Annotated in this window: 10 protein-coding genes; all 10 read left to right on the top strand. The window is 59.2% G+C overall.

The features are described from left to right. Positions 1-109: 109 nt before the first annotated feature. Positions 110-1099, top strand: coding sequence for a galactose-1-phosphate uridylyltransferase (galT, locus tag SMC1_RS09135; RefSeq protein ID WP_119086468.1), 990 nt, complete (start codon positions 110-112; stop codon positions 1097-1099). Positions 1100-1101: 2 nt separating this feature from the next. Next, positions 1102-2268 carry a galactokinase gene (locus tag SMC1_RS09140; RefSeq protein WP_119086469.1) on the top strand — a complete coding sequence of 389 codons (1167 nt, stop codon included), beginning with the start codon at positions 1102-1104 and terminating at the stop codon, positions 2266-2268. A gap of 1 nt (position 2269) precedes the next feature. Continuing rightward, complete coding sequence (locus SMC1_RS09145) at positions 2270-4333, top strand: glycoside hydrolase family 36 protein (RefSeq protein WP_165849407.1); 2064 nt, start codon at positions 2270-2272, stop codon at positions 4331-4333. A gap of 2 nt (positions 4334-4335) precedes the next feature. Next, positions 4336-5634 (top strand): glycoside hydrolase family 1 protein, encoded by a 1299-nt coding sequence (locus tag SMC1_RS09150; RefSeq protein ID WP_119086471.1) that lies wholly within the window; start codon positions 4336-4338, stop codon positions 5632-5634. 208 nt (positions 5635-5842) lie between these two features. Next, positions 5843-7924 (top strand): glycoside hydrolase family 57 protein, encoded by a 2082-nt coding sequence (locus SMC1_RS09160; protein WP_119086473.1) that lies wholly within the window; start codon positions 5843-5845, stop codon positions 7922-7924. 1 nt (position 7925) lies between these two features. Further along, positions 7926-9812: an alpha-amylase/4-alpha-glucanotransferase domain-containing protein gene (locus SMC1_RS09165; protein WP_165849408.1), complete on the top strand. Its 1887-nt coding sequence runs from the start codon at positions 7926-7928 to the stop codon at positions 9810-9812. Between the two features lies 1 nt (position 9813). Continuing rightward, positions 9814-11343, top strand: coding sequence for a 1,4-alpha-glucan branching protein domain-containing protein (locus SMC1_RS09170; protein ID WP_119086475.1), 1530 nt, complete (start codon positions 9814-9816; stop codon positions 11341-11343). Then, positions 11343-12347, top strand: a complete 1005-nt coding sequence (gene galT / locus SMC1_RS09175) for a galactose-1-phosphate uridylyltransferase (protein WP_119086476.1) — start codon at positions 11343-11345, stop codon at positions 12345-12347. Before SMC1_RS09170 ends, galT (SMC1_RS09175) begins: the two co-directional genes overlap by 1 nt. After that, on the top strand, positions 12344-13762 hold the full coding sequence (glgA, locus tag SMC1_RS09180; protein ID WP_119086477.1) for a glycogen synthase GlgA: 1419 nt from the start codon (positions 12344-12346) through the stop codon (positions 13760-13762). The genes galT (SMC1_RS09175) and glgA overlap by 4 nt, the downstream gene beginning before the upstream one ends. Then, the coding region (locus SMC1_RS09185; protein WP_133299415.1) for a nucleotidyltransferase family protein at positions 13759-14279 on the top strand (521 nt) is incomplete at its 3' end. The genes glgA and SMC1_RS09185, both read left to right, overlap by 4 nt.

The following is a 14279-nucleotide window of genomic DNA, read 5'->3' on the forward strand; positions in this document are numbered from 1 at the left end:
CGATGATTTAACGTGATGCAACTCGCGGCCTGTACCAATGCAGGTATTAGGCTATACTATATGATAAAAAGCGAGTGCTGCGGCACTGCAGCGAGACAGGAGGGCCACGATGGCGGAACTACGATGGAACCCACTTCTGCGCACATGGACGATGGTGGCAGGCAACAGGCAGGCACGACCCAACCTGCGCACCGATGGCTGTCCCTTCTGCCCTGGATCGGGCAACGTCCCGTCCACCTACGACGTTCTCGAATACGACAATGACTTCCCGGCACTGACGACGGATCCCGACGAACCCGACGCAGTCGGATCAGAGCTATCGCCGGTTGCGGCCAACTATGGCAAGTGTGAGGTCATCCTGTACTCTTCGCAACACGATGTCAGTCTCCACGACCTGAGTGTCGCGCATCTGACGCGCCTGGTAGAACTCTGGACCGAGAGGCAACGGATTCTCTCCAGCGATCCTCGCATCAAGTACATCTTTCCCTTCGAGAATCGCGGTGAGGAAGTCGGCGTCACTATACGGCACCCCCATGGACAGCTCTACGCCTATCCATTTGTCCCGTTGAAGATCCGGACAGAGTTGGATAGTGCACGCGCCTGGCATGACGAACATGGAAGCTGCCTGTTCTGCGACCTTGCCCGAGAGGAGATGTCGGATGGCCGGCGCGTCGTGCTGTCAAACGGGAGTTTTGTGGCGTACATCCCGTCGTTCACCGACTATCCATATGGCGTCTTTGTCGCGAGCCGTGCGCACAAGGGATCCTTCCTCGATTTCACGTCCTCGGAACGGACGGACCTCGCCCGCATGCTCAAGACCCTCACGGGAGGGTTCGACCTCTTGTTCGCCCGGCGGTTCCCATACATGATGTGCATCCACCAGACACCGGTGAACAGCCTAGAAGATGCCGGCTGCGAGGAGTCGTACCACTTTCACATCGAGTTCTACCCCCCACTCCGCAACGAGACAACCGTGAAATACTATGCCTCCTCAGAGATGGGCGCGTGGGCAGCATGCAATCCTCTGCGCGTTGAGGACACTGCACCGGCTCTTGCGGCAGCATGCAGGAGATTCGAGCAGACCGACGTGAAACCGTGAGCATGCGTCCGTTCCTTGCCAAGGAGTTTGTGCATCTCTACGGTTCCGGGGACCGTGAGGTCCGATCATTTTTCGCTCCCGGTAGAGCGAACCTCATCGGAGAACACATCGACTACAACGGCGGTCTGGTCATGCCCGCCGCGGTCACGCTCGGGATTACCGCAGCCTGCCGGCTCCGCTCCGATTACCTCATCAGACTCCGCTCATCGGATGATCCGCTGGCCGTCGAGATCGATCTCGACCGACCCATCGAACCCGACCCTGCTCGCGGCTGGGGGAACTATCCCGCGGGGGTCCTCCGCGAACTCCTTCTTCAGGGAGTGGATCTGAGGGGAATCGATATCCTCTTCACCACGACACTTCCGCAGGGAGCCGGACTCTCGTCCTCTGCCGCCATGGAAGTATTGACCGCTTTTTCCTTTCTCGCACTCGCGGAGGCCCCCACGAGCGACCTCAGGGCCATCGCCCTGCTTTGCCAGAAGGCAGAGAACCAGTTTGTCGGGGTCAATTGCGGCATTATGGATCAGTTCGCCGTCGCGTTCGGCAAGGAGGACTGTGCTCTGCTGCTCGACTGCGAATCGCAGGACTACCACTATGTTCCTGTTGCCCTGGGGGAACACGCTCTGATCATCATGAACACGTCCAGACCGCGACGACTCGCCGACTCGAAGTACAATGAACGCAGAACCGAGTGTAACGCCGTTCTCCGACTTCTCGGAACAGACGCGCCCCGAAACGGCCTTGTCCACGCTCCATGGAGCGATGTACTGTCCCATGTTTCGGACCCGGTTCTGCGGCGAAGAGCACGTCATGTCATCTCGGAGCAGGTACGGGTGGAACAAGCCGCTCGCGTCCTGGTGACCGGCGATCTGGCCGCATTCGGGAGACTGCTCACGGAGTCTCACACGTCGCTTCGGGATGACTACGAAGTGACCGGACCGCATCTCGATGCGATCGTAAGTGCGGCACTTCAGGCTCCAGGATGTCTGGGGGCCCGCATGACGGGTGCCGGTTTCGGAGGCTGTGCAATCGCGCTCGTCGAGCAGGCCGAGATTCCAGACTTCACGGTTTCGGTTCGATCCGGCTACCTGGCAGCGACTGGTTTGGAACCTGCATTCTATGTGACACACGCGGCTGATGGTGCCCACGAAACGACCGGGGAGGGGTAGGATGGAAGATGTGAGGGGCAAACTGACCTATCGTCGCAAGGGGGTCGTCATGACCTTGAACTTCGACCTGGACGGGCAAGCGGAAAACGACGACCTCGTCATTGCGTCGACGATAAGCGCAACTGCTCCTGGAGAGCGCTGGACCGTCACGGTGACGCCTCATACCACGGTGAAGCTGCTCACAGCGGAACTGCGGGTCCCCATTCCTGTTCCACCAGCCAGCCGCATCTTCGTGAATGGCTACCAGACATGGACAGAATCACGTGAGGTGGGACCCAGAGATCGTATCCCTTCGCTCAACAGGCTGGCCCGCTCACGGTGTTCCATGTACGGCGACTACGAGTACGTCACAAACCCCGGCTTTCCTGGGCGTTTCCATGGTTGGACTTATGGATACGTTCGGACCGAATCTGATCTTCTGACTCTGTTTGCCTCACTGGCCGAGCATACAGGGTTCACACTGGTGACGGTCACCGCCTCCGCAGGAAGGGTCACCCTCCAGAAGGAATGCGGAGGCGTCATGCCTACAGAGCCATATGTTCTGTACGACGTGTATATGGGAACTGGAACGGACCGCGAGACGTTCGGCCGCTATTTCGACCTCCTTGGCCTCCGACGTCTCCGGACGCCACCTCTGACCGGCTGGACAAGCTGGTACAACTACTACACGGGTGTCACGCAGGAGATTATCCAGCACAATCTTGAAGCTCTGAGCGAACACGAGGTCCCTCTCGATGCCTTCCAGATCGACGACGGGTGGCAACATGCCGTCGGCGACTGGCTGGCAACTAATGCCAAGTTCCCGGACGGGATGGGGGCTATGGCCGATGCAATCCATGGGCGCGGCTACAAAGCCGGCTTGTGGCTGGCACCCTTCGTCGCCGAGGAGACATCTGACCTGCTGCGCGATCATCCCGACTGGTTCCTTACGGAGGACAACGGAAAGCCCGTCAAGGCTGGTTACAACCCGGGCTGGAGCGGCTTCTTCTACTCGCTTGATATGGCGAACCCGGCCGTCCGCTCCTACCTCCGCGATGTCTTCAACCTGGTCCTGCACATCTGGCATTTCGATCTGGTCAAGCTCGACTTCCTGTACGCCGCCTGCCGCAAAGCCCCCGAGGGCAAGACACGAGGCCAGGTCATGTCCGAATCCATGCAGTTCCTGCGCGACATCATCGGGGACAAACTCATTCTGGGATGTGGCGTTCCACTCGGTCCTACATTTGGACAGGTCGACTTCTGCCGAATTGGTGGAGATGTCGCCCTGAAGTGGGAGGACCGCCTGCTCTCGACGATCCACTACCGCGAGCGGGTATCGACAGTCTGCGCACTGCAAAATGCGATCAGCCGACGGCATCTGAACGGGATGACGTTCTGGAACGATCCGGACGTCTTCATCCTTCGCGACACCGGAAACGGTCTGACGGAGGCACAGCGTCGCACGCTTTTCCTTGTGAACCAGGCGATGGGTGGCCTCGTCTTCACGTCAGACGACATCTCATCTTACACGGACCCACAGCTCAGACAGTACCTTTCCCAGTTTCCGTTCTCTGCGAAGGCCGTCGACGAGGCCAGACCATTCGGTGACGCATGGCGCTTGACCTTGCGCACGGAGAACGCCACACACGTCGTCGCTGCCAACCTGGGCTCCCGACCTGCCACGATAGACCTGGATCCTGGTATATACTACCATAATGGGTACCTGATCGACGGACGAGAGCCTCTGCAGCTCCTTCCCTTCGATTCGACCTGTCTCCGGAAGGCGCGCGGCGACAACGTTGAACTCCTCGGAACGACGACCCATCTGTTCCCGGGACTCGATGTCGCGCACTTCGAGTGCCACGAAACGTCCATAGTATTCCGGCGGTTCGACGCCGCCCAACTCGAAGGCGAAGCACTGATCGGCGTCCCCGACGCATCCGATCGATGGACCGTGAACGGGGTAGCTGCAACCCCAGAGCGGCAGGGCGTTCACACGGTCTTGCGAGTGCCCATAGCGCGGGTTGCGCGGCCGGTCGATTCAGGCATACTGCTGACAGCGGCAGCACCAGACAAGGAGGTATGACCATGGAACCATTTGCGTTGCCAGAGAGTTTCCTGCTGGGCACGGCGACAGCTTCGCTGCAGATCGAGGGTGGTGATCGCAACAACAGCTGGTATCGCTGGGTTCAGACCGGTCATGTCAAGGATGGCACCAGCTGCATTATAGCTGACGATCACTGGAACAGGGTAACTGAAGACATTGCACTAATGAAGCAGCTCCGTCAGCAGACCTATCGGATGAGTCTGGAGTGGAGCCGCATCGAGCCGGCGCGGGGGCAGTTCGACAAGGACGCCATTGGCCACTATCGTCTCGAGATACAGCAACTGGTGAACGCCGGAATCAGGCCTCTTGTCACGCTGCACCATTTCTCAAACCCGTTGTGGCTCGAGGACGCGGGTGCCTGGGTCAACCCGGCCGTAGTCGACCTGTTCGAGCGGTACACCGCCTATGTCGTCGAGAACCTTGGCGACCTCGTGAGCGACTGGTGCACCATCAACGAGCCAAACGTCTACCTCGCGAAGGGATACGTCACGGGCGGATGGCCGCCGAGCGACATCAGTATCACCAAGTACTTCAGGGGCGCTCGCAACATGATCACGGCACACATCAAGTCCTATCGCAAGATCCATCAGGTGCGTGCCTCCAATGGCTACAATGATACGATGGTTGGCGTCGCCAATCACCTCAGGCTGTTCGATCCCAAGCAGGGCAACGGTCGCGAACGGTGGGCGGCAGGCATGTACGAAAGGCTCTTCCAGGAGCTTTTCGTCACAGGGATGTGCGAGGGAAGGCTCCTCTCGCCGCTGGGCGGGGGATACCCTCTCGGCGAGGGTCGCTACTTCGATTTCCTCGGCATCAACTACTATACGCGCGACATCGTCGACTGTTCCGGCAAGTCCGCGAACCCGCTGGGGAGGCTTGAAGTACACGAAGACAGCCAGAAGAACGACCTTGGGTGGGAGCTGTACCCTGAGGGGCTGTATCGTGTCTGCAAGAAGTACTGGGACCGCTACCATACCCCCATCTTCATCACCGAGAATGGCACGGCCGACGCCAAGGACGCCTTCCGAACCAGGTACATCTACGATCACCTTCTCCAGGTGAGTCGGCTCATCGAGGACGGTGTAGACGTACAGCGCTACTATCACTGGTCCCTGATGGACAACTTCGAGTGGATCGAGGGCCTGAGCGCGAAATTCGGCATCGTCGCAGTGGACTACGCCACGCTGGAGAGGACAGTTCGTACCAGCGGATGGTTCTATGCCGACGTCGCGAAACATCGCGGCGTCACGGAGAAAATGATCCAACAGTACCTCGCATGAGAGGAGCAGCCTTTACGATGAACGTGATGATGGGATTCCGACAAACAACTTTATATGCATACGCCTGCACGCCCGAGCGCCGGACACCGTGTACGGCACGCCGAATGTCTGCCCAGTGCCGAGAAAGCCAGCTCTTGTGGCCTGCTGCGATACCACAGGATACACGCGCAGATGGCGGAAACCGAACGAGACGCGGACGCTCCTGACCATGCCGGAGTCTCTCTCTGTATGCTTCCTGTGGCACTTCCACCAGCCACAGTATCAGGATCTCACGTCGGGAACAGCACTGCTTCCGTGGACTCGGCTTCACTGCGCACGCAACTACGCGATGATGCTCGAGCTCCTGGAGGAACAACCTGCTGTGCACGTCACCATCAACGTCACTCCGGTCCTAGCGACACAGCTTGACGAATACGCGCATGGCAGGTCCAGCGACGAATGGCTTGAGCTGACATCGACCCCTGTCACAAGGCTAGGCATGGACCAGCGAATGCGGCTGATCGGCCTGTTCTTCGATGTCAACCGTAAACGCATCATCGACCCCGACGCCCGCTATGCAGAGCTGTACCGTCTAAGGAACGAGCCTCCCGGCTCCTGGTCCGAACAGGATCTGCGCGACCTTCAGTGCAAGTTCATACTTGCCTGGACATGCCGCAGTGACCTCCAGGCAGGTCTGGTGGATCCGACACTTCTGGCGAAATCCCGTGACTATACCGAGGAGGACCGCACAGCCCTTGTCAAAGCTCAGCAGGAACTTGTGCGAAACTTCCTTCCCAGACTGGAGAAGCTTGCCACATCCGGCCAGGTCGAACTGGCGACGTCACCGTTCGCACACCCTATCATCCCCCTCCTCATCGACACCGACGTCGCCCGCTCCGTTCAGGACACTCCGTTCCCACAGCCTGGTTTCCGCCACCCTGAGGATGCCTTCATGCAGCTCGAGCTCGGCAAAAAGACTGTCGAAAACCTGCTGCACCAGCGCGTGCGCGGGTGCTGGCCCTCCGAGGGAAGCGTGTCCCAGGATGCCGTGGCCGAGATCGCTCGTGCGGGCTTCTCCTGGACCGCCACCGACGAGGAGATCCTGCTGCGGGAGCTCCCTGGCGAGCCACGTCGGGTGCTGTACCATCCTTACCGGGCGCAGACCACGGCAGGAGAAATTACTATGGTATTCCGGGACAGGGAACTCTCCGACGCCATAGGCTTTTTGTATGCCTCGATGGTGGAAGGACTTGCTGTCGGGCAGTTCCTGGACCGTGTCCGCTCGATCCGCGACGCTCTCGACAGACCCGGTGTCCTCTCGATCATCCTGGATGGAGAGAACGCATGGGAGTTCTATCCAGAGGGAGGGGCGCCGTTTCTGAGAGCACTGTATGCTGCACTTGCCGATGAGCCGGGTGTATGCCTGAGCACGGTAGGAGAAGCTATCGAGCACTGCCCCGCGACGCCCATGCCAGACTTTCGTCCCGGATCGTGGATCGATGGTAACTTCCGTGTCTGGATAGGCGAGGATGAAGATAACAGAGCGTGGCAGTACCTTCAGGCGACCCGGGAGGACTGGGCACGGTTTGACCCGGCTGAACAGGAACGCTCGCGCATGTCCTTGCTTGCGGCCGAGGGATCAGACTGGAACTGGTGGTATGGACGCGATCGCACCTCCCAGACCGCTGTTCAGTTCGACGACCTGTATCGGCGACACCTGGCCAACGTCTACACGCAGGCAGGGAAGCAGATCCCGGATCGCCTCCTCGTTCCGGTACTTGATGGCGGCCCAACGATCGTCCCCATCCTGCCCGCCGGCCTCGTGAGCCCTCGCATCGATGGCGGCCCCCCTGGAGACTTCGACTGGGCATCTGCGCACCGTATCAGGCCCGACAGCGGGGGAGGAGCGATGAGCTCCGGAGCGCCGGTCGTCACGTCGGTGCGGATCGGCTACAGCCTCTCAGACATGTACCTTCTGATACAGTTTGGGCCTCAGGCAGCCACGGCAAGGGACCTGCGGGTGGAGGTACGGTTCACGTCGCCCGGTGGTACTACCCATCTGGTCATCCGCCGCGACAACGGCGAGCCCGAAGCATCGATAGAGCCTTGGGGATCAATGACGTGGGCCCTGGGGGAGACACTTCAGATCCGCCTGCCCTTTGAGACTCTACGGGCGCGACGCGGGGACACCATCACATTTTCCATCGTGGTCCTGGGAGAAGGACGCCTAATGTCAGCCGTCCCCACCCATGGTGTTATGTCTATCGAACTTCCTGCTGCCGACTACGAGCTGCAACACCGGGAGGTATGACATGAAAAGACTGTGTCTTTGTATCCACAACCATCAGCCGGTGGGGAATTTCGATTACGTCTTCCGCGAGGCCATCGACCGATCGTACGTGCCGTTCCTTGAAACACTCTCCCGGTACCCCCGCATCAAGGTCTCCCTCCACACATCAGGGCCTCTTCTGGAATTCATCGAACAAGATCCCACGTCAACGTATCTGGACCTCGTGCGCAATCTGGTGGCTTCGGGCCAGCTCGAGGTGGTCGGGGGCGGCTACTTCGAGCCAATTCTGCAGCTGCTTCCCGAGCGTGATCGCATCCAGCAGATCCAGTTGATGAGTGACGAGCTGCTCAGGCTATTTGGACGTCGCCCCACTGGTCTTTGGCTGGCGGAGCGGGTCTGGGAGCCCGACCTCGCAAGCAGTCTGGCACGAGCCGGCGTCCAGTGGACTCTCGTGGACGACAATGGATTCGAGAAGATTGGTCTCCAGGGACCAGACTTGACCCACGCCTATGTCACCGAGGACCAGGGTCAGACACTTACTGTCTTCCCCATCCTCAAGGAGCTGCGCTACAGGATCCCCTGGTCAGAACCGGAAGAAACACTGCGTTTCATCCGCGACTTCGGGGAAGACACGGAGATATTCGTCTACGGCGATGATGGTGAGAAATTCGGCCTGTGGCCTGGAACGTACGATCACGTCTACGCCCATGGGTGGCTGCAACGCTTCTTCCAGGCACTGACAGATGCAGAAGATGTGACCACCGTGACCGTCGCCGAAGCTGTGTCTTCCCTCAAACCACGGGAACGCGTCTACCTGCCCACCTGCTCATACGTTGAGATGGAAGAGTGGTCCCTGGCAGCTTCGCGACAGAAAGCATATGCCGACCTACGGGACAGCGTGAGTCCTGAAAACCGCGCATTCGTAAGTGGAGGGACGTTCCGCAACTACCTGGCTCGATACCCCGAGGCCAATCGCATGCACAAGCGCATGCTATTCGTAGGGTCTGAATTGGGAAATGCGGACAGTGAGGCCCGTATGCACTACCTGCGGAGTCAGTGCAACTGTGCCTACTGGCACGGCATCTTCGGAGGGTTGTATCTTCCCCACCTCCGTGACGCCATTTACGCCGAGCTGCTCACAGCCGAACGGCTGATGCCGGAGCGACGATTGGGCGCGTGGCTGCAGGACACAGACGCTGACGGGCGACCTGAGGTCGTCATGGCAACCGAGCACCAGATGTTCTTCCTGCACGTCTGCGGCGGTCGCCTGGTCCTGTGGGACGACCTGCGACAGGCATGGTCGTGGAGCAACGTCATGACACGATACCACGAGGCCTTCCATGACCGGATGCTCGAAGCCACGTCGCAGAGTGAGATGCAGGGAGTAGCCAACATCCATGAGACTCTGCGCCTCAAGGATCCTGATGTGTCTGGCACACTCCAATTCGACGATCACATGCGCGTCAGCTTCATAGATCGCTTTGGTCCGTCACTTGATGCTGCCACAGGCAGTGAGCCTGTGATGAAGGAGTACTCTGCACGACTCGGCCAGACCTGGGCGCGGTTCGAGGCATCCGGACTGATAGTCAAGACATTCGCGCCGAGTGAGGGAGGGCTCCGTGTCGATTTCGAGATCGGGGCACCACAGGACTGGTATGTATGCGAGCTCAACCTGGCTCTGTGGTGGGAAGACAGAGAACGCTCGTTCGTGGCGAACTCCTTCACCATCGGGACCGAATCTCATCGTCTCTCGGTACGGACCAGCTCCCCTGTCCATGTGGAACTGTCTCCGATAAGGACAGTCTCGAATTCGGAGAGCGGCATCGAAACCGTCTACCAGGGAATGACAGTGTCCATTGCGCTTGACCTGAGAACGTCGCGGCACCTGACCCTTGAGATTGGAGGCTGACATGAATGGTCGCTTTGTCCTGGTTCTGCATTCGCACCTGCCCTACGTCCTTGGCAAGGGACGCTGGCCTTTCGGCGAAGAGTGGTTGCATCAGATTGCCCTCGACACGTACCTCCCTCTCCTCGAGGAACTGGAAGGCCTGGACCATGACAACGTGCCGGCGACCATTGCTGTCGGCATAACCCCCATCCTCATGGAACAGCTCAAGTCCCCCGCATTTGTCGACAGCTTCCGAGCGTGGGTCGACGTAAAACGCAAGGCCCTAGAACAGGACGTCTCACGTCTTCCGGATGCTCCAGAGGCTCACGACCTGAACATGTTCTACCGTGAAGAACTGGATCAGCGTCTTCGACAGTTCGACATGTTGGGCGGCGATCTGCTGGGGGCCTTCGCAAGCCTGCAGGAACGCGGTCGCCTCGAAATTCTGACATCATGCGCCACACACGGATACATGCCGCTGTTTGGCAACGACGAGTCCCGGCGGCTGCAGATCCGCACTGGAATTGCGGTTTATCAGCACTGGATGGGACGCAGGCCAAGCGGATTCTGGCTGCCGGAGTGCGGCTATATCCCAGGCGTCGAGCGTCTTCTGGCCGAGGAGGGCCTGCGCTACTTCATTGCGGATGCAGCCGCATTCGATGCCGGCACTGGACAGGAGCACACTGGCGTGCACATTCCCATTGCAACGAGCACTGAGGCTCCATGGACCCCATGGAACATCGGCGCAGACATCGCAGTCTTCCTGCGCAACCCCGCAACGAGCAAACAGGTCTGGGACCGTGACCTCGGCTATCCTGGAAACGGCGCCTATCGCGAGTTCCACAAGCGGTGCGAAGGCTCGGGGTGGCAGTACTGGCGCATTACCAGCAAACAAACTGATCTGGGAGCAAAGGAGCTCTACAGACCGGGCGAAGCGCGCAAGCGCGCTGCAGAACACGCCACGCATTTCGCTTCACTGGTCAGGGACCTCGCGGCGCAACGAGAGAGACTCACTGGCGACCCGGGTGTGATGGTAGCGGCCTACGATACTGAACTCTTTGGGCACTGGTGGTATGAGGGGTCTGGATGGATTGCCGCCGTGCTCCGCGACTTGGCCGCGAAGGAATCCATTTCGGTAGTCGCCCCGACAACAGTACTGGCCGAGCGCGATCTGCCCCTCGGGCGGCTGCGCGAATCCAGCTGGGGCGCAGGAGGCGACCACAGCACGTGGATGAACCCCGAGACCTCGTGGATCTGGGACAACATCCGCGACGACCAGCGCCATTTCATCGATCTTCTGCCTCAGCTCCACGGCCAGACGGGGGACATGCTGCTGCGGGAGATCCTTCTGGAGGAGAGCTCGGACTGGCCCTTCATGATCACCACTGGACAAGCCCGCACCTATGGCACAGCGAGGTTCCTCGAGCACCACCGCAAGGTACGTGCGCTGTTTGCAGCCGTTGAGGGCACGGGTCAGCTCCCGACGAGTCAGGCGGGATCGGATGATCCTGTGTTCGAACATATACGTCTGAACGAGGTCTGGAAGGCGTAATGCCGGAACTGCGCAAAGACCCGGTCATCGGACGGTGGGTCATCATTGCCACCGAACGCGCGCTGCGCCCAAGCAACTTCAAGACAGACAAGGAGGACCGTCTGACCGATCTGTCCAAGTGTCCATTCGAACCTGGGAACGAGGCAAGTACGCCGCCCGAGATCCTCGCATACCGTAGGGCCGACTCCAGACCCAATGAGCCGGGCTGGTGGGTGCGCGTCGTCCCCAACAAGTTCCCGGCGCTGAAAATCGAAGGTACGATGGACAAACGTGGTGAGGGCATGTACGACATGATGAACGGTATCGGCGCACATGAAATCATCATCGAAACTCCCAACCATGACGAGGAAATGGCGCTGATGCCCGAGATGCAGATCAATGAAGTGCTCTGGGCGTGGCGCGACCGCATCGTCGACCTCGCCCGCGACAAGCGGTTCAAGTATGTCATGGTGTTCAAGAACAAGGGTGCGCAGGCTGGTGCGTCTCTGCAGCACCCCCACTCCCAGATCATTGCCCTCCCCATCGTGCCCTTGAGCGTACAGGAAGAATTAACGGGCGCTCTGCAATACTATGAGTACAAAGACCGGTGCGTTTTCTGTGACCTCATCCAGCAAGAGCTGTCCGACCGCAAACGTGTCGTCGAGGACAGTGAACGGTTCATCGGTGTCGTGCCATTTGCCCAGCGCTTCCCCTTCGAGACCTGGATCTTGCCCAAGCAGCACGAAAGCGACTATGCGCGGACAACGCGGAACGATTCTCTGGAACTCGCGGGTCTGCTGAAACGCACTCTGCAACGGCTGCGCGGAGTGCTTGACGATCCGCCCTTCAACCTGGTCCTGCACATGGCCCCTCTCAACACCGAGGGTCTTCCCCACTACCACTGGCATATTGAGATCATGCCTCGTGTCACGCGCACTGCTGGATTCGAGTGGGGAACGGGTTTCTATATCAATCCGACGATACCAGAAGAAACGGCGCAGTTCCTGCGTGAGGTACAGCTGTGAAAGTCTTCTTTGTGGCCTCGGAAGCAATGCCCTATGCCAAGACAGGCGGTCTCGGAGACGTTACGGGCAGCCTTCCTGCAGCTCTGCATATGCTCGGGGCGGACACGTTCCTGATTCTGCCATTCTATCGCACCATCATGGCAAAAAACCTGCCGCTGGAGCAGGTTATGACCCGCACATTGGCGATGGGTGGCAGGGCCCTGCCGTACACGGTCCTCCGCCACCAGCAGACCTACTTCATCGCTCAGAACGAATTCTTTGAGCGTGACGGCCTCTACAATACGCACGAAGGTGACTATCCGGACAACTGGATGCGGTTCGCATTCTTTGCGCGCGCCGCACTCGAGACCATCGTCGCACTTGGCGGCGCTGACGTCATCCACGTGCACGACTGGCAAGCTGCGCTGCTGCCCGTCTATCTGAGCGTCCTCTATCCGAAGCGCCGGGAGAAGACGCTGCTGACGATCCACAACATCGCCTACCAGGGACTCTTCTCCCCCGAGATCCTGCCTGATATCGGACTGCCGAGTTCAGTCTTCACCGTCCACGGCCTCGAGTTCTACGGCAATGTGAACTACCTCAAAGGGGGCATCGTCTGGGCCGACGAAGTCAATACGGTTTCTCCGACGTACGCCCGCGAAATCCAGACCGACGAGTACAGTTTCGGGCTCCATGGTATTCTGGCTACGCGGCGTGAGCACCTGAGTGGCATTCTCAATGGTATCGACTGCTCCTATTGGGATCCTTCCGCAGATGGAGCACTGCCGCATATGTACAGTCCCTCATCGCTTGCCGGAAAGGTGCAGGACAAGGAGAGCCTGTTGCAGGAAACCGGACTCGCGGCAGAGCCCGACCGTCCTTTGTTCGTCATGGTGTCACGACTGGTTGCCCAGAAAGGAGTCGACCTCCTGCTCGGCGCCTTCGACCAGATGATGTCGCTTCCCATAAGCCTGATGGTCCTTGGCACGGGCGATACCGAAATCGAGACGGCTCTGGTGGCAAAGGCTGCCGCTTATCCCGGACGTTTCGTGCTCAGCCGGAAGTTCGACGAGGGTCTGGCACACCGCATGTATGCCGGATCGGACTTCTTTCTCATGCCCTCGCGGTTCGAGCCGTGCGGCCTGTCGCAGATGATTGCGCTTCGCTATGGAAGCGTCCCAGTGGTACGAAGAACGGGCGGGCTGAAGGACACGATCCAGGATGTCCATCCCAAGACAGGGACGGGGAATGGCATCAGCTTCGATGACGCGACACCGTCCGAGTTCCTTGACGCCGTGAGACGTGCCGTTAGGCTATACGCCAACGGCGACGCGTTCCGACGTATCCAGGCTATTGGCATGGCCTGCGACTTCTCATGGCAAGCTAGCGCGCGCGAATATCTCGCATTGTACCATTCCATGGAGGCGCCCTCATGAAAGCAGTCATTCTGGCAGGAGGTTTTGGTACCCGGTTACGCCCATTAACGGTCAATCTTCCAAAACCAATGGTTCCATTCGCCAACCGCCCTATGATGCTGCACATCATACGACTGCTCAAGAAGCACGGGTTCGATGACCTTGTTGTCATCCTGTATCACCAGCCCGATGCCATACGCAGTTACTTCGGTGACGGCAGCAATTTCGGTGTAAAGATCGAGTATGTCACGAGCCAGGAGGACCTTGGAACCGCCGGAGCTGTTGGGCTTGCGCGAGCTAGCCTGCAGGAGACGTTCCTGGTCATTGCGGCCGACATCGTCACTGATATCGACCTCACCAAAGCAGTTCAGTACCATAGCGAACACAAGGCAGCTGCGACAATTACTTTGTCGCGAGTGGAGAACCCTCTGGAGTATGGCATTGTCATCACCGACTCCGAAGGACATATCGTACGCTTCCTTGAGAAGCCATCATGGGGAGAGGTTTTCTCGGACACTGTGAACACAGGGATCTATGT

The sequence above is a fragment of the Candidatus Cryosericum septentrionale genome (assembly GCF_003570995.1).
GTDB lineage: Bacteria > Caldisericota > Caldisericia > Cryosericales > Cryosericaceae > Cryosericum > Cryosericum septentrionale.